This is a genomic window from Mycobacterium sp. (genome assembly GCF_036488105.1).
In the GTDB taxonomy this organism is placed as follows: Bacteria; Actinomycetota; Actinomycetes; order Mycobacteriales; family Mycobacteriaceae; genus Mycobacterium.
This window is the reverse complement of the sequence record NZ_DASXHW010000368.1, coordinates 1-23,026: the sequence shown is the minus strand read 5'-3', so window position 1 is coordinate 23,026 and position 23,026 is coordinate 1. Positions and strand designations below refer to the sequence as shown.

Annotated in this window: 22 protein-coding genes; 12 read left to right on the top strand and 10 right to left on the bottom strand. The window is 65.6% G+C overall.

All coding sequences use genetic code 11. The features are described from left to right. Positions 1 to 145 precede the first annotated feature (145 nt). Complete coding sequence (locus VGH54_RS19370) at positions 146 to 1,396, top strand: HNH endonuclease signature motif containing protein (protein ID WP_331513690.1); 1,251 nt, start codon at positions 146 to 148, stop codon at positions 1,394 to 1,396. A 175-nt stretch (positions 1,397 to 1,571) separates the two neighbouring features. Here VGH54_RS19370 and VGH54_RS19365 read toward each other — a convergent pair whose 3' ends face one another. The 4 genes from VGH54_RS19365 to VGH54_RS19350 are packed head-to-tail and all read right to left on the bottom strand — an operon-like array spanning position 1,572 to position 8,819. After that, the gene (locus tag VGH54_RS19365) at positions 1,572 to 3,647 is read right to left on the bottom strand and encodes an FAD-dependent oxidoreductase (protein ID WP_331513689.1); all 2,076 of its coding nucleotides are present in this window, start codon (positions 3,645 to 3,647) and stop codon (positions 1,572 to 1,574) included. Continuing rightward, positions 3,644 to 6,841, bottom strand: coding sequence for an ATP-binding protein (locus VGH54_RS19360; protein ID WP_331513706.1), 3,198 nt, complete (start codon positions 6,839 to 6,841; stop codon positions 3,644 to 3,646). The genes VGH54_RS19365 and VGH54_RS19360 overlap by 4 nt, the downstream gene beginning before the upstream one ends. A 2-nt stretch (positions 6,842 to 6,843) precedes the next feature. Next, entirely contained in the window at positions 6,844 to 7,359 is a 516-nt protein-coding gene (locus VGH54_RS19355) for a hypothetical protein (RefSeq protein WP_331513688.1), read from the bottom strand. Beyond that, positions 7,356 to 8,819, bottom strand: a complete 1,464-nt coding sequence (locus VGH54_RS19350) for a hypothetical protein (RefSeq protein WP_331513687.1) — start codon at positions 8,817 to 8,819, stop codon at positions 7,356 to 7,358. The genes VGH54_RS19355 and VGH54_RS19350 overlap by 4 nt, the downstream gene beginning before the upstream one ends. Before the next feature lie 116 nt (positions 8,820 to 8,935). Here VGH54_RS19350 and VGH54_RS19345 point away from each other — a divergent pair, with 116 nt between their 5' ends. Genes VGH54_RS19345 through VGH54_RS19325 form a run of 5 tightly spaced genes read left to right on the top strand, consistent with a single transcriptional unit; the run spans position 8,936 to position 14,116 of the window. Next, a complete protein-coding gene (locus VGH54_RS19345; protein ID WP_331513686.1) occupies positions 8,936 to 9,643 on the top strand; it encodes a hypothetical protein in 708 nt (235 codons plus the stop codon). Next, complete coding sequence (locus VGH54_RS19340; RefSeq protein ID WP_331513685.1) at positions 9,640 to 10,692, top strand: polyprenyl synthetase family protein; 1,053 nt, start codon at positions 9,640 to 9,642, stop codon at positions 10,690 to 10,692. The genes VGH54_RS19345 and VGH54_RS19340 overlap by 4 nt, the downstream gene beginning before the upstream one ends. Positions 10,693 to 10,709: 17 nt before the next feature. Next, positions 10,710 to 11,462, top strand: coding sequence for an FAD-dependent thymidylate synthase (gene thyX / locus VGH54_RS19335; RefSeq protein ID WP_331513684.1), 753 nt, complete (start codon positions 10,710 to 10,712; stop codon positions 11,460 to 11,462). Between the two features lie 55 nt (positions 11,463 to 11,517). Further along, positions 11,518 to 12,420, top strand: a complete 903-nt coding sequence (gene dapA, locus VGH54_RS19330) for a 4-hydroxy-tetrahydrodipicolinate synthase (protein ID WP_331513683.1) — start codon at positions 11,518 to 11,520, stop codon at positions 12,418 to 12,420. Positions 12,421 to 12,439: 19 nt separating this feature from the next. Then, positions 12,440 to 14,116 carry a ribonuclease J gene (locus VGH54_RS19325; protein ID WP_331513682.1) on the top strand — a complete coding sequence of 559 codons (1,677 nt, stop codon included), beginning with the start codon at positions 12,440 to 12,442 and terminating at the stop codon, positions 14,114 to 14,116. Here VGH54_RS19325 and VGH54_RS19320 read toward each other — a convergent pair. From VGH54_RS19320 to VGH54_RS19310, 3 genes are all read right to left on the bottom strand, one after another. Beyond that, positions 14,103 to 14,537, bottom strand: coding sequence for a hypothetical protein (locus VGH54_RS19320; RefSeq protein ID WP_331513681.1), 435 nt, complete (start codon positions 14,535 to 14,537; stop codon positions 14,103 to 14,105). The genes VGH54_RS19325 and VGH54_RS19320 overlap by 14 nt on opposite strands. Positions 14,538 to 14,647: 110 nt before the next feature. After that, a complete protein-coding gene (locus VGH54_RS19315; protein WP_331513680.1) occupies positions 14,648 to 15,469 on the bottom strand; it encodes a mycofactocin-coupled SDR family oxidoreductase in 822 nt (273 codons plus the stop codon). Then, positions 15,466 to 15,780 (bottom strand): putative quinol monooxygenase, encoded by a 315-nt coding sequence (locus VGH54_RS19310; protein WP_325687444.1) that lies wholly within the window; start codon positions 15,778 to 15,780, stop codon positions 15,466 to 15,468. Before VGH54_RS19310 ends, VGH54_RS19315 begins: the two co-directional genes overlap by 4 nt. Positions 15,781 to 15,917: 137 nt before the next feature. On the opposite strand from VGH54_RS19310, the gene VGH54_RS19305 reads away from it, so the two are divergent. Next, positions 15,918 to 18,422, top strand: coding sequence for an FtsK/SpoIIIE family DNA translocase (locus VGH54_RS19305; RefSeq protein ID WP_414688750.1), 2,505 nt, complete (start codon positions 15,918 to 15,920; stop codon positions 18,420 to 18,422). A 141-nt stretch (positions 18,423 to 18,563) separates the two neighbouring features. Here the strand turns inward: VGH54_RS19305 and VGH54_RS19300 are convergent, their stop codons facing one another. Beyond that, positions 18,564 to 19,112, bottom strand: coding sequence for an amino-acid N-acetyltransferase (locus VGH54_RS19300; protein ID WP_331513679.1), 549 nt, complete (start codon positions 19,110 to 19,112; stop codon positions 18,564 to 18,566). 81 nt (positions 19,113 to 19,193) lie between these two features. Here VGH54_RS19300 and pgsA point away from each other — a divergent pair, with 81 nt between their 5' ends. From pgsA to pspM, 5 genes are all read left to right on the top strand, one after another. Continuing rightward, positions 19,194 to 19,790 carry a CDP-diacylglycerol--glycerol-3-phosphate 3-phosphatidyltransferase gene (gene pgsA / locus VGH54_RS19295; protein ID WP_331513678.1) on the top strand — a complete coding sequence of 199 codons (597 nt, stop codon included), beginning with the start codon at positions 19,194 to 19,196 and terminating at the stop codon, positions 19,788 to 19,790. After that, on the top strand, positions 19,768 to 20,256 hold the full coding sequence (locus VGH54_RS19290; RefSeq protein WP_331513677.1) for a CinA family protein: 489 nt from the start codon (positions 19,768 to 19,770) through the stop codon (positions 20,254 to 20,256). The genes pgsA and VGH54_RS19290 overlap by 23 nt, the downstream gene beginning before the upstream one ends. A 78-nt stretch (positions 20,257 to 20,334) precedes the next feature. Beyond that, complete coding sequence (clgR, locus tag VGH54_RS19285; protein WP_331513705.1) at positions 20,335 to 20,658, top strand: transcriptional regulator ClgR; 324 nt, start codon at positions 20,335 to 20,337, stop codon at positions 20,656 to 20,658. An 88-nt stretch (positions 20,659 to 20,746) separates the two neighbouring features. Beyond that, a complete protein-coding gene (gene pspA / locus VGH54_RS19280; protein WP_331513676.1) occupies positions 20,747 to 21,571 on the top strand; it encodes a phage shock protein PspA in 825 nt (274 codons plus the stop codon). A gap of 15 nt (positions 21,572 to 21,586) precedes the next feature. Continuing rightward, positions 21,587 to 22,408 (top strand): phage shock envelope stress response protein PspM, encoded by an 822-nt coding sequence (pspM, locus tag VGH54_RS19275; RefSeq protein WP_331513675.1) that lies wholly within the window; start codon positions 21,587 to 21,589, stop codon positions 22,406 to 22,408. A gap of 3 nt (positions 22,409 to 22,411) precedes the next feature. Here the strand turns inward: pspM and VGH54_RS19270 are convergent, their stop codons facing one another. Continuing rightward, a complete protein-coding gene (locus VGH54_RS19270; RefSeq protein WP_331513674.1) occupies positions 22,412 to 22,825 on the bottom strand; it encodes a DUF5313 domain-containing protein in 414 nt (137 codons plus the stop codon). A 5-nt stretch (positions 22,826 to 22,830) separates the two neighbouring features. Beyond that, the coding region (locus VGH54_RS19265) for a limonene-1,2-epoxide hydrolase family protein (protein ID WP_331513673.1) at positions 22,831 to 23,026 on the bottom strand (196 nt) is incomplete at its 5' end.

The window sequence follows — 23,026 nt, the reverse complement described above, 5'->3', positions numbered from 1 at the left end:
AATCAGGCAGTGGTGGATTTTGGTGTGCCACACGCCGGCGGGGTGGCAGCGGCCACCGAGGACCTCTCGGCAGATGATGACGGCACTCATTTGGGGGCGGATCGAGCGTCCCAGACTTGTCGTACCCGGCTGCGATGATGACGTTATGTCCTTGACCGTATCCTCGGGCGCTGCGGCAGTGCGTCCTGGCCAGCGTCTTGAGGAGTTGTTCGAGGAGTTGGCGGAGTTGACCGGTCAGCGCAATGCGATCGATGGCCGCATTGTGGAGATCATCGCCGAGGTGGATCGCGACGAGTTGTGGGGTGCTACGGGTGCGCGGTCGGTGGCGGCGTTGGTGGCCTGGAAGACTGGCTCGTCATCGGGAAACGCCCATACGGTCGCCACGGTGGCGCGCCGGCTTCAGGAGTTTCCCCGCTGCGCCCAGGGCATGCGGGAGGGCCGACTGTCACTGGATCAGGTCGGGGTGATCGCGGCGCGGACGGGCCGGGGATCCGATGAACACTACGCGGCGCTGGCCGCGGTCGCGACGGTCAACCAGCTTCGCACCGCGGTCAAGCTGGAACCGCGACCCGAACCCGATCCTCGGCCAGAACCGCAGGCCTCGATCACCCAGACCACCGACGAGCAGTTCACCTGCTGGCGGATCAAACTTCGGCACCCCGACGCGGCGAAGTTCGACGCGGCCTTGGCGTCTCATCGTGATGCGCTGATCGCCGAGTGGAAACTCGATCATGGCGCTGGTGACCGCGTCCGCGATCAGGCACCGCCGTTGCCGGGCACCGTCGAGGCGTTCCTGCGTCTGGTGGAGGGCGGGTGGGACGCCGAGGTGGCCCGCCGCCCGCACGGGCATCACACCACGGTGGTGGTGCACGTCGACGTTGAGGCGCGCGCCGCGGCGCTGCATCTGGGTCCGCTGCTCACCGGGGCCGAACGCCAATACCTGACCTGTGATGCCACCTGTGAAGTGTGGTTCGAACGTGACGGCGAGGTCATCGGCGGCGGCCGGGCGACGCGGCTGATCAACCGGCGGCTTCGCCGGGCGCTCGAGCACCGCCATCCCACGTGTGCGGTTCCGGGTTGTGGTGCTACCCGCGGTTTGCACGCCCACCATATCCGGCACTGGGAGGACGGCGGTCTGACCGAGTTGTTCAACCTGGTGCTGGTGTGCCCGTATCACCACCGGCTGCACCACCGGGGCGTCATCACCATCAGCGGACCCGCAGACCATCTCATCGTCACCGACAGCTCCGGCCAATCACTCAGTGCAGGATCGCTCGCGCGTCCGCCCAACCTTCCCCTGCCCGCTGTCCCACCGTGCGCCGGGCCCACCGGCGAGCGCGCCGACTGGTGGTGGTATGAACCCTTCCAGCCCCAACCACCACCGACAACCAACTAGGTGGGTCACTGCCGGCGGTCATTACCAGTCCCGTATCGAAGTTCAAACAGGTTGGGGCATAGAGAAATTCGTTCGCGATCCGCGCAATTGCAGCATCGTGAAAATCGAGGCTGACAACCAAACCCGCACCGCCGTGCGCACTAACGTGAGCAAAGTCGGGTTAGATCGATGGCGTCTAAGGCAGATAGAGGCCGCGAATGCGATGGAACCGGTGCCGGCCGAGCACCGCATTGGCCGCCTGAAGCCCCGACATCACCGCCGCCTCGATGCAGCCCGCGTTCATCGCGCAGTCCGTCCAGTCGCCGGCCAGAACCAAGTTGTCGTAACCACTTTCGTCGGGCCGCAGGCGATAACGTTCTGTGCCGGGAACCGACTGGACGTAGCGATCGGATGGATCGACGTTGACGCTGACGTGCTGAGTGTCCAGCGCCGCGCGGCCCCGTTCGCCGTTGACGCCACCGAGCAGATGCCAGTCGAATCCCTTGTCGGTGACCGCATTGGGGAAAAACGGCGAAAGATTGCGGTCGATGAAGGAGGTGGCTTGCTCACGCACCAGTTGCTCGTACCGATGCAAGTAGCCGGCACCTGACTCCGCCGTAGGCCAGGCCGCATTCAGCGTGCCGCAGAAGTAGGCAACGGCACCGGGCCGATCGTGATCGGGCCAATCCTCGCTCCACAGCGTCTGCGGCATTGACGCCCAGGTCTCGAACGGGCGGAGGTAGGCACTGATCGTCACGGCCGGCTCGTGCCATCCCAAGGCGGGTTCGTCTGGGCGAAGCCAGATTTGAAACGCCTGAGTGGCGACGGTGCGAACACGAGTTGTCATCTCCCGCCACTCGATTCGATCGTCAATCATCGCGCCGGCGACGATCGGGAGCATGCCGACCGAGACAGCGAGCACCACGTGGTCGAAGTCGACGCCACGGCGCAACACCCGGGTCTCCGCGTCGGCGCGCTCGGACCAGTGGGTTTCCAGCGAATGCCAACCACCCGTAGGGATCTGGCCGTCGGCAAGCTGGTCGGCCAGCGGAACGCTGGGAAACACCGGCAGCCCACGCACCGTGGTCAACGGCTGGTAGGTCGCGAGTCCGTCGGCCAGGCGGACCTGTCGGCCCATCGTGATCGAGTCGATGGCCAGATGTTGATCATCGAGATGCAATGCGTCGAGACGGTGAAAGAACTCGAACTCGACGCCGCGCTTCCGCAGCGCCTGGTACATCGGGGCGATGACGATGTCGCCCATCCCGGCGGTCATCTTCCAGAAGATTGCGCCCTTGTACTGGAACAACGCCAAGGCGGTCAGGAAGATCGCCTGCCCCGCACCGAATGACGGTCGCTGCGGGTCGGCGTTCTCATAGGCGAAGACCAAGTCGTACAGGCCGCGCACCAACGCGAAGTCCAGCACGTCGGGATGTGCGCCATGGCGCAAAAGCCATGCGTTGTAATCCTCGTCGTTGATGGCCCGAAAACCACGCGGATCGGTGACCAGGTTGTCGGCGAGGATCCCGCGAATCACGGCCACCATCATCGACAGCAGCTGCCACGACCGCCGGTGGTCGGGGCGCCGTTCGTAGTCGAGGGCCTCGCGTACGGCGCCGACCGCATTGTCGATTACGCCGTTCAGCGTGGGCTTGGCGGCGTGCGGATCGGTGAGCGCGAGCAGGGCGGCCATCGCGGCACGTTGGACCGCGTCGACCCATCCGGATACCGGTGTCGGGTCAGCGGATGTGGACAGTTCCAGCCCAATCGGCGATGCGCTGCGCTGCGATTCCGCGAAGTCCAGCACCAATCGCACGGCGCGGCGGGTGAACTCGAGCACCGTCATCTCCCGGCCGGTGGCATCCGGTTCGCCGGGGAGCCCGTCGTTGCGAGTGAAAGTTCCCAGCCACATCAGCCACTCGCTGCCGAACCGATCGGCCAATCCCAGATTGTCGCCGGGAATCAGCGCTTGATCCCAGGTTTTGATCGGTGCGGTGGGATCGGTTGTGGTGCGGTCGATTTCGGTGTAGCACTCGCGGAGTATCCCGAACGCGTTTTCGTAGTATCCGAGCCAAATATGCAACCCGTGTTCCTCGATGCGTCCGTGTGGGCCACGGCTGGAAGCGCCCTTCCCGCCGAGCCGCCAGCCACGTTGATAGACGGTGATGGAGTCGAAGCGATCGCGCCAGCCCGGTTCGCTCAGTCGCCAGGCGGCGCTCAGCCCGGCCATGCCACCGCCGAGGATGGCGACCTTGCCTCCCGGCCGGCTCACCCGAGTAGAGTCCGCGCCCGAACCAAGTCCGGCCAGTCGCTGTCGGCGGGGAATCTGCTGATTGCGTCGGTCAACGTGTCCCTGGAGGACTCACCGGGTAGCTCGGAATCATCGATCGCGGCGCGTAGTTCGAAGATGGGCGCCTTCTGTTCACGAGCAGTCTCGATGGCGGCGCGCAGGTCTGCATCGCGTGCGTCCGCGTCGTCGGTCGTAAGGGCGCGCAGGCGCAATAGCTCTGCGCGGTAGAAGTTCACGTCGGTCCCTTCACCCAATTGCAAGGCAATGTCTAAACATTCGCGGGCCTCGTCGGGTTTACCCGCGGCAGTGAGCAGACGGGCGAGCACCGCATCGTAGAACGACACGAACAGCTTCGCCTCTGCGGCGCGCCAGCTTTGCACGGTGAATGTCATTGTCGCAATGCATGTCTGGAGCTGGGCCGGGTCAGGCTTGCCGGATGACAGCAACGCCAGCCCGTTGACGGCGACCTGCTGTGCAGTGGCCATCAGAACCCAAAAATCGAAACCGTGTCGTTTCGCATCGACCTTGAGTTGCGCGACGATCTCGGCCGCCTTGTCGAGTTGGCCTAACTCGATGCGCACCCAGACCTCGTAACAGCGTTCGTAGGCAAGGCTGTAGGGCCCTTGGGGGAAGCCGAGCTCGGCCACCCGACGGACCGTTGCGGTCAGCTGCTCCTCAGCGCCGCCGAGGTCGCCCTGGACGAACCGCGCCAGCGCCAAGTGCGTGTGCGTCGACGCGATCGTCTCATTGGGAACAAACCACGCCGATTCGTAATCGATGACGGTCGAACCTGCCAAGGCTGCGGTGGCTTCTTCGAGCATCGCGCGTGCGTTGGCAAAATCCCCGCGGTACCACGCGACTATGCCGATCGACCCGTCGGTCACGTGGCGAAACCAGCGATCGTCCGCCGAAATCTTCGTGCGCACGGACTCAGATACCTGCAGCGCCCGACGAACGTCGCCCCGTGGCAGGTAATACGCCCACAGAGCGGTCAGAATCGGGAGGAGATCGGCCTCGCGCAGGTCTGTTCCGGCGAGTTCCAGGCAACGTTCGAAGTCCGCCGCGGCCTGTGGGCTGGCGGTTCCTCCGGCCGCCGACGCCAGGAACCCACGCCGAAGGCGGAGCCTGATCTCGCGGCGGTCCCGTGCCGGGCCGGGTGCCGCACGCTCGATCTGTGCGATGGCGCGGGTGAGACACGCGCGGGCTTCGTCGAGCGCGCCTCGGCGCCGGGCGTCATGGGCCGCTTGGCGGTGCGCATTTGCGGCCTCGTCGAAGCGTTCCGCGTGTTCGTAATGCACGGCGACCAAATGCCAGTCTGGGTGGTCCGAGTCGCCGACGAGCGCGTCAGCCACCCGGCTGTGCAGAATGCGGCGCACGCTGGGCGGTGGCAGCTCGTAGGCGACCTCGCGGAGCAGCTCATGCCGAAAACGCCAGCTGTCAGTGCCCGCTGGCTCGAAGACGAGCGCGGTCTCGAGGTCGCGAACGGCGTCCTCGAGCTCGGATTCGGTCATGTCCAGGACGCTGCGCAACATGTCCTGGTCGAATTTTCGCCCGATCGTCGCCGCGGCCTCGACGACCTGAATAGTCATGTCACTGGCCCGAAGACGCGCGAATAGCGGCTCGTACAGCGCATCCGGCACGCGCGCCCACCGCGCGCCATCTGTGGGCTGCTCATGCAGCTTGGTGACGATCTCTTCGATGTAGAGCGGGATCCCATCGCAGCGGTGTTGGACTTCGGCTCGCTCGTTGGTCGACAACGTCGGGTCGAGCGCCGTGATCAGTTCGTCGGTTTCCGCTGTGGACAGCGGCGATAGATGAAAAGTATTGAGCTCGGGAATGTTTGGCAGCGAGCTTACCTCGCGTCCGGTGAGAACAACGAGCAGCCGGCCGGTGTTTGCGCGGAGTAGCGACTCCACGACGCCGAGCGTGGACGAATCGAACCATTGCAGATCCTCGGCCAGGACCACGGCGGGGCCGTTGCCGACGCAGGCAATCAGGTACTGCTGGACGGCTTTTGCGATCAGTCGAGACAGTTTGGCCCCCTCGGCCCGAACCGGCTCGTAACCGTGTTCGGCGGAAATGCCTAACGCCAGCGCCAGCAACGGAACGGAAGATTCCGGCTCGAGCCCGTGCGCCCGCGCCTGCTCGTCCAACAGCCTCAACCGGTCGGCCTGCTCGGTGGTTCGCTCGATCCCGCATCGCTGCTCAATCAGACTCCGAATCGGATAGAGGCCTACGTCGCCGTGGAACGGTGACCCGATCAGTGCGACAACGGAGTGCCCCGACTGCACGGCAATATCGGCGGCCACGGTCGCGAGACGGCTTTTTCCGACACCGGCCTCACCGATGAAGCCGACTCCGGGCGTGGTCAGTGATCCGCTCTCGGCCATTGCCCAGCTGGCTTGCAGATGCTCCAGTTCACGGTCGCGGCCGACGAGCGGCCCGAGCGGTATGCGCGCCCAGTTGACGCGTTCACCGCAGACTTGATAGTGCTCGACCGGCTCGTCGATCCCCTTGACCGGTTGCGCGGTCTTGGCTTCGAGGTCGAAGTAGGCCCGTGCCAACGGCGCGATCGTGCCCGAGACCACGACACAACCCGGAGGTGCCAGACCGGAGACCCGGGAGGCCAGGTTGGCGCCGAGGCCGTACACGTCGTCCTGCTCGACATCGAGATAGACCAGCCCGCGGTGGATTCCGGCGCGCACCGAAATCTCGAAGCCGAATCGCGACCGCACCTGCGTACTGAGCCGGTCCACTTCCCGGGTGATGTCCAGACCGGCCTGCACCGCCCGTCGCACGTCATTCTCGTGGGCTTTCGGGTGGCCGAACACCGCAAGAAGCCCGTCGCCTTTGGTGGAGAAAACGTGGCCCTCGTAGCGGTTGACGATGTCGTTGACCTGCTGGCGGTAGCGACCGATGACGGTGCGATAGATCTCCGGTTCGATGCGGGTCGAGAGCGCGGTGGAATCCACCACGTCGGCGAATAGAATTGTCAGGCGCCGTAATTCGCCGGTGCCGACCGCCGGAGTGGCAAGCAGGTCCTCGGCGTCCTGGTTACCGCTGTCGACGGCCAGCACCTGGTGGGCCAGCGCACTGGCGGTCGCGCGGTCACCGCTGTTAATTGCTTGTACTGCCCGATCAAGCAATTCGTCGATCGTGCGCGGTTGCCTCACCATGGTCACAGATCGACGATGACGTCCAGGACCTCGGCGGCACTTGGGGTAGCCGGCTTGGTGCGGGTCAGCCGAACCTGGCCCCGGTATGTGCCGCTTTGCAGGTTCGGCCAGCTGGTTCCCACCCGGAACCGTTTGGCGTAAACGCGCAAGATTCCAGGCACAAACACGATCAACGGGTCCGGGATCACATACGACGGCGCGCCGTCCTGGACGAACGACTTGGCAACGGAGAGCACCCTTTCGCATTGGTTGTCGGGATCAACCTCGATGAAGTCGGAGAGTTCGAGCTCGTCGAATGACACTGGACCGCACGGAATCGACATCATCAGAGGCGCCATTTCGAGGCCGGTGGTCAAGGCCGCACTGGCTAGTTGCTGGGCTGACTTGGCGCATTGCGCAAGGTCGAACGTTCCGTCGTTGACCTGGTCGCTGGAATGCAGCAGCAGCGAACCCGCCTGGTTGACGAGGCTCCGCATCGATTCGGCGTATCGAGTGATGCGCGTGCTGGGATCGATCATTTGTCACCCCCTTGAGTCGGGTCGGCCAGCCGCTCCAGGTAGCGCCACGGGTCGGTCGCCAGCCGGGCCGCCAAGTCGGCGGTGAACGACATCGTCTCGGCGACCGGCATCGTCCCGGTTGCCCACTGGGCAGCCAGGGCCGCGCTCTTCTTGGACATGTCGTCGATGCAGTCATTGAGCATGTCAACCGCCAGCGCAACCGCGCGACCAGTGGGGTCTACGCCACCGGCCGGCTGGCCCGGTTGCGTGGAACCGCTCCCCCCGGTGTAAGTCGTTGGATCCCAGTTCGTCCAGCCCGTCGAGTTGGCGGCACGGCTCGCGACGCCGATCAGCACCATGTCCTCTCCCGCGATGGCGTATCCCACTAGGCAGGCAAATAGCGCCGCAGGGAAAAATGCCAAATTGCGGAAGCCGGCAACCTTCTGGGTACGTACGCGTACGCCTTTCTGCGCCGAATTCTTGACTGTCGACGTCATCCTGATGAAACCGTCGTCGACCACCATCCGGCCGTCTCCCTTTTCGCCGGGTGCCGGATCGTCATCGAGCGCGTAATTGACCCACGCCGATGGTTGCGGCCGGCTTGTGTCCTGCCCGTTCCAGTACTTCAGCGGCGTCACCATCTGGGGCGTCCCCGGAATCGGGCATGTCGTGCTCACATGCTCCAGCACCCGTCGCCAACCGTCGGGGCGGTTATCCTCCTTGTCCATCGAGCAGAAGAACGGCAGGCATTTGGGCCAATTCAGCGGATCCATGACGTTCTTCACTTCGTCGAGCGAAGCTTTTGCACTCTCGAACTCGGTGGTCAGTACGACACAGAGGTGACCGCGCACAAACTTGGCCTTGACCTCGCAGAGCGGCACGTCAGCTACCAGACTGTCGACCCATTTCTGCTGCGCTGCATACTCCATCAGTTGCGGAAAATCGTCACGGCTACCGAACTGGCGCCGCAGCAGTGCCAGCAGCTTTTCGCCGTTCGGCGGGGGGCCGCTCGGCGGCGGCCCGCTCACCGAGGCCGATTGATAGCCCGGCTGCTCGGGGGGCTTGGGGCTGGCGACTGCGAGGGTTCGGGCGAACTGGGTCTCCCACCCCCGCGGTAGGTAATCGTCCGGCAGGTGGCTGAGTGCGCCGATTCCATAAACCATTCGCGACAACTGCACCGCTGTCAGCGAGGGCTTGGCGCCTGGCGCAACGGAGTGGTTTTGGCTCTGCAGGATGGTCAGCGCGTCACTCAGATCCGGGGCCGCGGGCGGTTCTTCCGCAAAGCGAGAGTCACGGTTGGCACTGTCGCTCAGAAAACCCAGGAGTTCGTCGTACCAGCCGACGTTGGGGCCGGTGCTGCCGGGAAGATAGCGCTCGACTGTGGCTTCTATTCCCGCACCGCCGCGGATGGCCGATTTATCAAGGGCCCCATAGAGCGAGAGGAGAGCTTGCAGGGGTGTCGCTTCATCGGTCGTCGCCATTGCGCCTCCGATCGCCGGTTTGCCCAGGTAGCATACCGTCGCACGGGTTGATTTACAGCGTTAACTCACATGCTATTGGTCCATGGTGCAACACGGCTGAATCCGCGGGAGGATCGTTGACCAATCGGGGGTTCAACGACGACGGCACAATCGACGATTTACCGTGGGCGTCGGTCTTCGACCCGGCCGCGAATGCGCGGGCGCTCAGTGCAATTCAGGCCGAGGGGTTCCGTGCCGCCAGTCGGATCGTCGACCGATTCGTCCGGGCCGTCGAATCGAACTCCGACCGGAAAACGGCGGTGCCACCGTCCGACACTCAGGTAACCAACGGCAACGCTGCGGTGAACGGCAACGGTGCGGTTGATGGCATCAAGGAATTCGAACGGCTGACCCGGGCGTGGTGGTCGATGACCGGGCAGTTCCTGCTTCGGTCGCTCCCGGCCACGGCCAAGACCGGCAGCGAGTCGGTGAGTCTGGACGTAGGTGATCCGGGCTCCAAGCGTGGCGTGAACTTCGATGTGGCCGTGGGGGATTCGGCGAGCTGCGAGGTGTGGCTGCACAACAGGGGATCTGACGACCGCGGTGATGTCCGGTTACATGCCAGCGACCTGCTCAGCCACGACGGCAACGTGATTCCGGCGGCAGGGCTGCGAATCGACACCGCGGTCGTGCCGATGCCGGCCCGGTCCAGTCGCGGCGTCATCGTGACGGTCGACGTTGCCTCCGATGTCCGCCCCGGCGTCTATCGGGGCACACTGCTGGCAACCGGCAACCCTGACCTGTGGCTTCCCGTGGTTCTCACCGTCCGGCTGCCGAGCACATGACGAGCACCGCCGACCGCGCTGAACTGGTGACGGTGGTCGACGAGCGGCTGCGCGAGGTTGCCAAGCTGATACGCCGATCCATGCTCGACGCGATGCCCGATGGCGAGCCCAGTCAGTGGCTCTATGCGCCGATGCGTGAGTATCCGTCGCGGCCGGGTAAGGCATTGCGGCCCGCGTTGTGTCTGTCGGCCGGGCGGGCATTCGGCGCCGACCCGAATGAACTGCTGGGTCTGGCGGTCGCGATCGAGATGCTGCACAACGCATTCCTGGTGCATGACGACATCGCCGACGGCAGCGAAATGCGGCGCGGCAGGCCGACATTGGCTGCCACGCATGGCGTGGCCGCTGCCCTAAACGCCGGCGATGCGCTGGCCGTGGTTGCCGGGCAGGTGTTGCGGCGGGCGACCCGGCGGCTCGACCGCGACCTCGCGGATCTGGTGTGGGCCGAATTCGACACGATGGCGATGCGCACGCTCGAGGGCCAGGCGACCGAGGTGGGCTGGCAACTGGACAAGGTCGAAGACTTGCGGCCCGAAGACTACTTGCATCTGATCATGCATAAAACGTGCTGGTACACCACCATTCATCCGCTGCGGGTCGGCGCGATCGTCGGCTCAGGCGGCACTGCCGACCTCGGTCCGCTGGTGCGGTTCGGCTTTCACTTCGGCGCCGCGTTCCAGATTCGTGATGACTTGTTGAACTTGGTGGGCGACGAACAGGTATATGGCAAGGAGATTCTGGGCGACCTCTATGAGGGCAAGCGGACGCTGCCGCTGGTTCACTTGTTCTCGACAGCGCGGGGCAGCGACCGGGAGTTGGTGCGGGATTATCTGCTGCGCAGTCGCGCGGAGCGTTCGGCCGAGCTGGTACACCGCGTGCGCGCACTGATGGACGACTACCGAAGCATCGAGTACACCAGCGAATACGCCGAGGGCATTCTGCTGGTCGCCGAGGAGTATTTCGAGCACGCGTTCGCCGGCGCAGAACCCGGGCCGGACCTCGATTTCCTGCGGGCACTGGTGCCGTACGTCTGGGCCCGCTGGCGCTGACGGCTAGGGTGTTCGCCGTGGCCGAGACCGCGCCGTTGCACGTGCAACTGATCGCCAAGACCGAGTTCGTCGCACCGTCTGACGTGCCGTGGAGCACCGACGCCGACGGTGGCCAGGCGCTGCTCGAGTTCGCCGGACGGGCCTGCTACCAGAGTTGGTCGAAGCCCAATCCGAAGACGGCGACCAACGCCGGCTATCTGCAGCACATCATCGACGTCGGCCATTTCTCGGTGCTCGAGCATGCGAGTGTCTCGCTCTACATCACCGGGATCTCGCGATCGTGCACCCACGAGCTGATCCGGCACCGGCATTTCTCTTACTCCCAACTCTCGCAGCGCTACGTGCCGGAGAACGAATCGCAGGTCGTCGTGCCGCCCGGCATGGAAGACGACGACGAATTGCGGCGCATCCTGGTCGAGGCCGCCGACGCCAGCCGCGCCACCTACGCCGAGCTGCTGAGCAGGCTGGAAGCCAAGTTCGCCGATCAGCCGCACGCAGTCCTGCGCCGCAAGCAGGCCCGTCAGGCCGCGCGCAGCGTGTTACCCAACGCGACCGAGACCCGCATCGTCGTCACGGGGAACTACCGGGCGTGGCGGCATTTCATTGCTATGCGGGCCAGCGAGCACGCCGACGTCGAGATCCGGCGGCTCGCCATCGCGTGCCTTCGGCAGCTGGTCGCCGTCGCGCCCGCCGTGTTCGGCGACTTCCAGATCTCCGCGCTGGCCGACGGCACCGAGGTGGCGACAAGTCCGCTGGCCACCGAGGCCTGAGCAAAGCACGCAGCGGTGCCAAATGGGGTTGCCACCGCCAGGTAATCTGGGGTCCGTGAGCACCGGCGGATTCGACGTTTACACGCGTTTGGGCACGCTGCTGACCGCCATGGTGACGCCGTTCGCCCCGGACGGATCTCTGGATCTCCCGGCCGCGGCCCGGTTGGCGAACCACCTCGTCGACAGCGGCTGCGACGGCCTGGTCGTATCCGGCACCACAGGCGAGTCGCCGACCACCACCGACGCCGAGAAGCTCGCCCTGCTGCGGGCTGTACTCGAAGCGGTGGGCGACCGCGCCCGCGTCATCGCCGGTGCGGGCAGCTATGACACCGCGCACAGCATCCACTTGGCCAAGGCGTGTGCGGCCGAGGGGGCGAACGGTCTGCTCGTGGTCACCCCCTACTACTCGCGGCCTCCGCAAGCCGGGCTGGTCGCACACTTCACCGCGGTCGCCGACGCGACGCCATTGCCGGTGCTGCTCTACGACATTCCGCCGCGCTCGGTGGTGCCGATCGAATTCGAGACGCTGCGCGTATTGGCGGCGCACCCCAACATCGTCGGGGTCAAAGACGCCAAGGGCGATCTACATGGCGGCGCGCAGCTGATGGCGGAGACGGGCTTGGCCTACTACTCCGGCGATGACGCGCTGAACCTGCCGTGGCTGGCGATGGGCGCCACCGGTTTCATCAGCGTGATTTCCCACCTGGCGGCTGGCCAGCTCCGAGACCTGCTGTCTGCCTTCGCGTCCGGGGATGTCACGACTGCTCGCAAAATCAACGTCGCGATTGCCCCGTTGAGCAACGCGATGAGCCGCCTGGGCGGTGTGACGCTCTCCAAGGCGGGACTACGCCTGCAGGGCATCGAGGTTGGTGACCCGCGGCTGCCGCAGGTGGCCGCCACGGCCGAACAGATCGATGCGCTGGCTGCCGACATGCGGGCAGCGTCGGTGCTCAGGTGAGCCAGAGGGTGGCTCGCAGGTGGATGTAGACCGTCAACCGCCAGGTCCGCTCACCACCGGTGGTTTGCGGGTGACCGCGCTGGGCGGAATCAGCGAAATCGGCCGCAACATGACGGTTTTCGAGCACCTGGGCCGGTTGCTGATCATCGACTGCGGGGTGATGTTTCCCACCCACGACGAGCCGGGCGTCGATCTGATCCTGCCTGATCTGCGTCACATCGAACACCGGCTCGACGACGTCGAGGCCCTTGTCCTCACGCACGCCCACGAAGACCACATCGGGGCAATCCCGTTCCTGCTCAAACTGCGTTCAGACATTCCGGTCGTCGGCTCGAAGTTCACCCTGGCCCTTGTCGCCGCGAAATGCCGTGAGCACCGGGTGAAGCCGGTCTTCGTCCAGGTGGCCGAGGGCATGCGCACCACGCACGGGGTATTCGAGTGCGAGTACTTCGCGGTCAACCACTCCATCCCTGACGCGCTGGCCATCGCGGTGCGCTCCGGTGCCGGAACCGTTTTGCACACCGGCGACATCAAGCTCGACCAACTGCCACTGGACGGCCGGCCCACCGACCTGCCAGGGATGTCCAGGCTCGGCGACGCCGGAGTGGACCTGTTCCTATGCGACTCGACCAACGCCGAGATTCCTGGTGTCGGGCCGTCGGAAAGCGAAGTCGGGCCAACGCTGCACCGGTTGATGCGGGGCGCTCACGGCCGCGTCATCGTCGCGTGCTTCGCGTCCAATGTTGATCGGGTGCAACAGATCATCGACGCGGCGACGGCGTTGGGCCGGCGGGTGTCGTTCGTCGGACGGTCTATGGTGCGCAACATGGGGATTGCGCGTGATCTTGGCTTCTTGAGCGTGGCCGATTCCGACCTGGTCGACATCGGTTCCGCCGAGATGATGGCACCCGAGCAAGTGGTGCTGATCACCACGGGAACGCAGGGCGAGCCCATGTCGGCCCTGTCGCGGATGTCGCGTGGCGAGCATCGCAGCATCACGCTGACCGCTGAGGATCTGATCATCCTGTCGTCCTCGTTGATACCGGGAAACGAAGAGGCGGTCTACGGCGTGATCGACGAGCTGGCCAAGATCGGTGCTCGCGTTGTCACCAATCAGCAAGTCCGCGTGCATGTTTCGGGTCACGCCTACTCTGGGGAGCTGCTTTTCCTCTACAACGGGATCCGCCCCCGCAATGTTATGCCGGTACACGGCACCTGGCGGATGCTGCGAGCCAACGCCAAGCTGGCGGCCAGCGCCGGGGTACCCGAAGAATCGATCGTGTTGGCCGAGAACGGCGTCAGCGTTGACCTGGTTGGCGGCGCGGTGCGCGTCGCCGGCGCGGTACCGGTCGGCAAGATGTTTGTCGACGGCTTGATCACCGGTGACGTCGGCGACATCACATTGGGCGAACGGCTCATCCTGTCATCGGGTTTCGTGGCAGTGACGGTCGTGGTCGGGCGCGGTACCGGGAAGGCGGCGGCCCCGCCGCAAGTGCATTCGCGGGGCTTCTCCGAAGACCCCAAAGCGCTGGAGCCCGCTGTCCGCAGAGTCGAAGCCGAGTTGGAATCGCTTGCGGCCGAAAACGTTACCGATCCGGGCCGGATCGCGCAGGCGGTCCGTCGCGCGGTCGGCAAGTGGGTGGGGGAGACCTACCGTCGCCAGCCGATGATCGTGCCGACCGTTATCGAGATCTGAGGTCCGCGCCCTCGGGCTCGGTGTGACCCATCGCCTCGACGATGTGGCCGAACAGCAAACCTGCAAAGGCTGCCAGCTGACCCTGGGCCAGAATGAGCTGCTGCCGCAACGGCGGTACCGCGGTGAAATCGCCGCCGGCCAGCTCGTCGAGAAGAGCGATGCCGCTGCAGTACTGGCTGCGAAGCTCAGCGACCCGTTGTCGCAACGATCCCACCGCGTAGAGGCCGCCGGGCGCCACGCGAAACACCGACAGCAGACGGTCAACGAAAACGGTCACGTGGAGCTCGTGCGGGTCGGGATCCAGACGGCGGGCGGCCGCGTCGATGACGGCGGCCTGATGTCGTGACAGGAATCGGTACGCCGGTTCGGCAGATGCCCCCGGCGGTAAGCCCGGTAGCGGGACAGCCTCGTCGCTGGCCACGTATCAAGTATGACGAACGAAGCACTCAGATCGCGGGAACGCCCACGTCACGGCGTGTCGCGGCAGACTTAGCTCGATTCGCTTTGTGCCGCAGGGTTTCTCGCTACGTGCTACTTGTTCAGGAACCCCGCATCGACCGGCAGGGTGACACCGGTGATGTAGCGGGCCTGGTCGGACACCAGCCACGCCACCGCGTTGGCTATGTCTTCGGGTTGGAGCACCTCCACCGGTAACGCATTGCCCATGCTGCCCGGCGAATCAGACTCGGCTGCCATCTTGGCCAGCCATCCCCGGGTGAAGTCGTTGTCGATCATCGGTGTCTCGACGCCGGTCGGGTGAATCGAGTTGACTCGGATGTTCTGTTTGGCAAGCAGATTCGCGTACACGCGCATCAGACCGACGACGCCGTGCTTGGCGGCCGCATAGCCTACCGAACCCGCGTCCGGGCTGCCCACGCCGGCCAGTCCGGCGGCCGAACTGATCAGCACGATCGACCCGCCTGCCCCTTGTTTGATCAAGGCCGGTATCGAGGCCTTGATGGTGTTGTAGACCCCGGTCAGATTGACGTCAATGACGTCGCGCCAGCCGTCGTCACCCGACTGCATCGGGGCGATACCGGCGTTGGCGACCACGATGTCGAGTCGGCCGAGTTCGTCAACAGCCGCCCGAACCGCGTCCGACAACGACGTTCGGTCGCGCACGTCGGCCTCCTTGGCCACGATCCGTGCGCCGGTGTCTTCGACGAGTTTGACGGTGGCGGCAAGATCGTCGGCGGTCGCCAGCGGATAGGGAACGCTGGCAATCGGCGCGCAGATGTCGACCGCGATGATGTCCGCGCCATCGGCCGCCAGTCGGACCGCATGGGCGCGCCCCTGTCCGCGGGCGGCGCCGGTGATCAGAGCGACCTTGCCGGCCAGTGGGCCTCCGGTCACGGGCGAATTTGCCCTTTGTCCGGGTCGCCGGCGGGAACTGGTTGCAGCATTTTGATGTCGGGTGCACCGACCAGGTGCTCGCCGGCCGCGGTGAACATCTTGGCTACCGCGGGAGCGCTGCTATGGGTCTTCAGCGCTTCTTCATCGGCCCACTGCTCGACGAACACGAACGTCTCGCCCGATTGGTTGACCGAATACAACTGGCAACCGGGCTCCGCGTGCACCTCCTCGGCCGCGGTCGTGAGGATGTCACGAACGGTGTCGACCGATTCGGGTTTGACGGTCAGCGTTGCGACGACGACGACGGGCATGCAGGCCTCCTGAAGATGAGTGACGGGTGTCACCCTACCCAGCTGTTTTCGCCGCTGAATCGCCGGTTGGATGGTCACGGCCAGGTAACCAGTGTGGCGGATGGTGCAGATGGTGTTTTAGCGATTAGGCTTGCCGCATGGCTAGCAAGACTGTCGCGCGCTCCGGAGGCCGAACGAGCAGGTCAAAGAGCTCTTCGCGGTCGGCGCAGCCGCGGCGTAGCCCGGCGCGAAGGCCCGCTAAGGCTCCGCGCCGGCCCGCCAGGCGCCGCAACCACTCGCTGGTGACCAACGCGGGGCTGGCGTGTGGTCGCGCCGTGCGCGCATCGTGGCTGATGCTGGCCAAGGGGACTGGTAGTACGGCGCGGTCTGTGGGCCGGGCCCGGGAGATCGATCCGGGCCACCGTCGCGACGGGATTGCTCTGGCGCTGCTGGGGGTGGCCGTCGTTATTGCTGCCAGTTCCTGGTTCGATGCCGCCCGCCCGGTCGGCGCATGGGTCGACTCGGTGCTGCGTATCTTCATCGGCTCGGCGGTGGTGCTGCTGCCCGTGGTCACCGGTGCGATCGCCGTGCTGTTGATGCGCACCGAGCCGAATCCGGAGGCCCGCCCCCGGCTGGTGCTCGGCGCGGCAATGGTGGCGCTCCCGGTGCTGGGACTGTGGCACCTGTGGGCCGGCTCGCCGGACACTCCGGCGGGGCGTGCGCACGCAACGGGGTTCATCGGCTTCGCGATCGGGGGACCGCTCTCGGAAGGGTTGACCAAGTGGATCTGCGCGCCGCTATTGTTCATCGGCGCGTTGTTCGGCCTACTTCTGTTGACTGGCACCACGATCCGCGAACTGCCTGACACGCTGCGCTCGATGTTCGGCACCCGGATGTTCGACTACCGCGACGGCGATGAGTACTACGACGAGCCGGGCATAAAAGCCGGTGTCGCCGAGGACTTCTCCGACGGTTACTACGACGACGCCTCGGCGTACGGCGACGACGAAGCCCAGGCGTGGCCGTCGAGTGCCGGCCCGGTCGCCGCGGACGACAGCCCGACGGTGCCTGAGCCCACGCCGTCGCGCAGCCGCAAGCGCGACGCCAAACCCGTTGGCAAGCAAGACACCCGGGTCCTCGACCGGGTTGTGGAGGGCTCGTACACGCTGCCTCCTCTGAGCCTGCTGGTGTCCGGCGATCCGCCGAAGAAGCGCAGCGCCGCCAACGATCAGATGGCCGATTCGATCAGCTCGGTCCTGCAACAGTTCAAGGTCGACGCCGCGGTCACCGGCTGCACCCGCGGGCCGACCGTCACCCGCTACGAGGTCGAGCTGGGCCCCGGCGTCAAGGTGGAGAAGATCACCGCGCTGCAGCGCAACATCGCCTACGCGGTGGCCACCGAGAGCGTCCGGATGCTCGCGCCGATCCCGGGCAAGTCCGCCGTCGGCATCGAGGTGCCCAACACCGACCGCGAAATGGTCCGCCTGGCGGACGTTCTCACCGCGCCGTCGACCCGCCGTGACCACCACCCGCTGGTGATCGGGCTGGGCAAGGACATCGAAGGTGACTTCATCTCGGCCAACCTGGCCAAGATGCCGCACCTGCTGGTCGCGGGTTCCACCGGCTCCGGTAAGTCCAGCTTCGTCAACTCGATGCTGGTCTCGCTGCTCACCCGGTGCACACCGGAAGAGGTCAGGATGATCCTGATCGACCCGAAGATGGTGGAACTGACGCCCTACGAAGGCATTCCGCACCTGATAACGCCGATCATCACCCAGCCGAAGAAAGCGGCAGCGGCGCTGGCGTGGCTGGTCGAGGAGATGGAACAGCGCTACCAGGACATGCAGGCATCCCGAGTGCGTCACATCGACGACTTCAACGCGAAGGTGCGCAGCGGAGAGATCACCACGCCGCTGGGCAGCCAGCGGGAGTACCGGCCCTACCCGTACGTCGTGGCGATCGTCGACGAGCTCGCCGACTTGATGATGACCGCGCCGCGCGACGTCGAGGACGCCATCGTGCGGATCACCCAGAAGGCCCGCGCCGCAGGCATTCACCTGGTGCTGGCCACTCAGCGCCCCTCCGTCGACGTGGTAACCGGCTTGATCAAGACCAACGTGCCATCGCGGCTGGCGTTCGCCACGTCGTCGCTCATCGACAGCCGCGTGATCCTGGATCAGGCCGGCGCCGAAAAGTTGATCGGCATGGGCGACGGCCTGTTCCTGCCGATGGGTGGGAGCAAGCCGCTGCGGCTGCAGGGTGCCTACATCACCGATGAGGAGATCCACGCCGTCGTCACGGCGTGCAAGGACCAAGCCGAACCCGAATACACCGAAGGCGTCACCACAGCCAAGACCAGCGGCGAACGCAAGGATGTCGACCCCGACATCGGCGATGACATGGATGTCTTCCTGCAAGCCGTCGAGTTGGTGGTGTCCAGCCAGTTCGGCTCGACATCGATGCTGCAACGCAAGCTTCGGGTCGGTTTCGCCAAAGCCGGCCGGCTGATGGATTTGATGGAAACCCGCGAAATCGTCGGCCCGAGCGAAGGTTCCAAAGCGCGCGACGTGCTGGTCAAGCCCGAGGACCTGGCTGGAACGCTGGCGCTGATCCGGGGCGGCGCAGGCGCCGACGGCTCGGATGCCGGCAGCGAAATCGACTGAGCCGCAAACTAATCAAGCCGAGACGCCTGGTAGTCGTGGATGCACCAGCCGTCCTCGTTGTGCTTGACCAGCACGCCGAGGAACACGCCATCCTTCGGCACGGCCTGCGCGCATGCCATGGGTGCGAGGGAATCCGCTTCGCTAGAGCACCAGCAGCATCCGCGAGTTGCCCAGAGTGTTCGGCTTGACGTAGCTGAGATCCAGGAACTCGGCGACACCGATGTCGTAGGAGCGGCACATCTCCTCGAAAACCTCGGCCGTCACCGGGGTGCCCTCGATCTCGGTGAACCCGTGGCGGCCGAAGAACTCGGTCTCGAAGGTCAACACGAACAGTCGCTCCAGCTGCAAGTCACGGGCGATCCGGAGAAGCTGGTCGACGATGGCATGACCGATGCCGCGTCCCGTCATCGACGGGTCGACGGCTACCGTGCGCACCTCGCCCAGATCTGCCCACAACACATGCAATGCGCCGCAACCGACCACGACGCCTTCGTGCTCGGCCACCCAGAACTCCTGGACCGCTTCATACAGCGTCACCAGGTTCTTTTCCAACAGGATCTTGCCCGCGTAGGTGTCGACGAGATCCTTGATCAAGGGGACGTCAGAGGTTCGCGCGCGCCGGATCGCAGGCCCGTTGGCCGGTGGATCGCTCGCTGCGTTCACGAATTGCAGAGTATCGGTTCGGGCCATTTCGGCGACGATGCTGAGTGCGCGTGGCGCCACGTGGCGGGTAATAAGGCCCAGCGGTCCGGTAACCGATATTCTGTTGCGGTGTCGGGGCAGCCTCAAACAGGTCCAGTAGTCCCGCGCGTTCGGGTCACCAACCTGGCCAACGTGCTCACGCTGTTGCGGCTGGTGCTGGTTCCGGTCTTCCTGCTGGCATTGTTCGCCGGCAACGGGCACGAAACCGCAAGCCGGATAATCGCTTTCATCGTTTTCGCGGTCGCCGTAATCACCGACCGTTTCGACGGTGCGCTGGCCCGCAACTACGGCATGGTGACCGAATTCGGCACGATGGCCGACCCGATCGCGGACAAGACCCTGATCGGCGCCGCGCTGATCGGGTTGTCGATGCTCGGTGACCTGCACTGGTGGGTGACGGCCGTCATCCTGACCCGCGAGGTCGGGATCACGGTGTTGCGGTTTGTGATGCTGCGTCACGGCGTCATCCCTGCCAGTCGCGGCGGGAAGCTCAAAACCCTCGTGCAAGCCGTTGCGATCGGAATGTTCGTGCTGCCGGTGTCGGGTTCCTGGCTAGTGGCCGCATGGGTGGTGATGGCGGCCGCGATCGTGCTCACCGTGCTCACCGGGTTGGACTACGTCGCCTCCGCCGCAAGGGATGCTCGTGGACGACCCGCTGCTCAGTGACGATGCGCGTGGACTGGTCGCCGATCTGACAGTCCGCAAGCAGAGCGTCGCGACCGCCGAGTCGCTGACCGCGGGGCTGCTGGCCGCGACCCTCGCCGGGGTGCCCGGTGCCAGCGAGGTCCTGCGTGGCGGCCTGATCACCTATACCGAGCACACCAAAGTCGTGCTGGCCGGCGTCGCGCAGCAGATTCTCGACGAGGTCGGCCCGGTCGCGGGCCCGACCGCCCGAGCGCTGGCCGTCGGCGCGCGCCAACGCTGCGATGCCACCTGGGGTGTCGGGTTGACCGGTGTCGCCGGACCCGAGCCGCACGGCGGGCATGAAGTGGGCACGGTGTTCATGGGTCTGGCCGGCCCGGTCGACACCGAGGTGATCGAGTTGAGGCTCACCGGAACGCGCTGGGACATCCGGGTGTCGGCGGTGCGTGAGTCGATCAGCAGGCTACGGGCGCTGGTCGCGGCCGAGTAAGCCGGCCCGGGAACCATTGACTGCGCGGCGTGCGTTGACCTGATGAAGAATCAAGTGACCGGACGTAAGGAGAGCGCGATGGCGTCATTGCTACGCGAGGTCCTCGGCGACGTACTGCGTCGTGCCCGCACCAAGCAAGGCCGGACGCTGCGCCAGGTCTCCGACTCGGCGCGGGTCAGCCTGGGATACCTGTCCGAGGTCGAACGCGGTCGCAAAGAGGCCTCCAGCGAGCTGCTCAGCGCGATCTGCGATGCGTTGGACGTGTCGTTGTCTCAGCTACTGGTCGACGCCAGCGAACAGCTGATCCGCCAGGAGCGAGCCGTGGCCACCGCGAGTGCGGCCAACATCGACGCCAGCACCAAGGTCGTCATTCCGTCCGTCGTCTCGATGGCCGTCGCCTAGTCCGGCGAGCGAGGGTGTGGCAATCGCGGCGGAGGCGATAAGTTGAGCCTCAGGGCAGACACCTACACACAAAGGCGGAGCTAAACCCATGGCCAATCCGTTCGTCAAGGCGTGGAAGTACGTCATGGCGCTGTTCAACTCGAAGATCGACGAACACGCCGACCCGAAAGTGCAGATCCAGCAGGCCATCGAGGACGCGCAGCGTCAGCACCAGGCGCTGACCCAGCAGGCCGCGTCGGTGATCGGCAACCAGCGCCAACTCGAGATGCGGCTCAACCGCCAACTGGCCGACATCGAGAAGCTCCAGGTCAATGTCCGGCAGGCGGTGACACTCGCCGACCAGGCCACCGCCGCGGGAGACGCCGCGAAAGCCACCGAATACAACAACGCCGCCGAGGCGTTCGCGGCTCAGTTGGTGACGTCTGAGCAGAGCGTGGAAGACCTCAAGGCGTTGCACGACCAGGCGCTGGGCGCTGCCGCACAGGCCAAGAAGGCCGTCGAGCAGAACGCGATGGTGCTTCAGCAGAAGATCGCCGAGCGCACCAAGCTGCTCAGCCAGCTGGAGCAGGCCAAGATGCAGGAGCAGGTCAGCAAGTCGCTGCGGTCGATGAGCGAGATCGCGGCGCCCGGTACGACGCCAAATCTCGACGAGGTCCGCGACAAGATCGAACGTCGCTACGCCAACGCGCTCGGTCAGGCCGAGCTGGCACAGAACTCGGTGCAGGGCCGGATGATCGAGGTCGAGCAGGCCGGTGTGGAGATGGCCGGCCACTCGCGGTTGGAGCAGATCCGGGCGTCGATGCGCGGTGAGGCGTTGCCGGCCGGCGGCGCGGCGAGCGAATCCGCGGCTGCGCCGAGCACCCCGGCATCGGCTCCTACGGCTGCACCCACCGAGAAGCCCTTCGGTCAGTAGGGGACGAGCGAGTCGATGGCGGTCCAGCCCGGTCGCAATTCCGCGTGGCGGACATTGCTGATGCGCGGCCTCGACACGGCCAGCGACCTTTCCGAGCTGGTGATCCAGAAGATCAGCGCCGCCACCGATCCGCGGGAACGGCAGCTGCGTCGCCGGCGCCGCGCGCTGCGCTGGGGTCTGATCTTCAGTGCGGGGTGCGTGTTCTGGGGTGTGGTGACGGCGATCCTGGCGGCATGGGGCTGGTTCGCGCTACTGCTGGAGATCACCGGCGGAGTCGCTGTCGTGCAAGCGATGATCGCCACGCTGCTGCTGATCCGCTACCGCTGGCTCAAAGCCGATCCGCTGCCCGCGCAGCGGCCCACCAACATGCGGCGCCTGCCGCCGCCGAGTTCGGCGGCCCGACCGGCGATGTACGCGCTCGGTGCTTCCGAGCGGGGCTTCTTCTCGTTGCTCGGGGTGATGGAGCGCGGAAACATGCTGCCCGACAGCGAGATTAGTGAGATAACCGCCGCGGCCAAAAAGAGCTCGGCCGCGATGGCGGCCACCGCCGCGGAGGTGGTGTCGATGGAGCGTGCGGCCAATGGCACGCCGCAGTCGCGCGCGTATCTGGCGCCCACCATCAACGCGTTCACCGCACAATTGAGCGCCGGGGTGCGTCAGTACAACGAAATGGTCACCGCGGCAGCGCAATTGGTGTCATCGGCGAATGGTGATCGCGGCGCCGCATTGGTCGTGTCACGACAGCGCTACCGTGACGAGCTGGCCGGTGCCACCGATCGTCTGGTCGGCTGGTCGCAGGCCTTCGACGAACTCGGCGGGCTACCCCGCCGGGCGTAGGGCTCAGATGTCCTGGCCGTGGCTGGTCGACTCGTCCCTGGGGCCGTAGCGCTCGATATAGGCCTGGCGCATCTGCTCTTCGCGCTTACTTCGGCGCTCGTCCACCAGATTGGGATTGAGTCCGTGCACCTGCAGCATGTGGCGGCGCCACACCTTGTTCAGCGCGTGTGAGAAGTACACGAACGGAATCAGGATCGGCAACGTCATGCTCAGATGGACCTCGAGTGTCGTCGGGATCAGCCAGAACGGGGCGAGTACCAGCACCGCCGGAACAGCGACCCGTCGCATCATCCGGCCCGTCGCGCCTTTGCTGGTCAGATCGTTGCGCACCCAGTCCCGCATCGAGTCGGGCAGCTGCCCGCCGCAGCAGTACCGGATGAACTGAAGCGCGTTGGGCCGCACCGCCCTGTCGATCATCGTCGTCAGAGCGAGGTCCGCAGAGACGGGATCACCAGGCCCGCGAGGCCACGCAGGGTCGCCTTGAACATGTCGAAGAAATCGAAGTAGTCGCGCCACAACGTGATCTGTCCGTCGTGGACTTCGAATACGCCGCAGACCCAGAACTGCAGCCGCAGCGGCCCGAAGATCAGCGCGTCGGTGCGTTCGGTGAGTACGGCG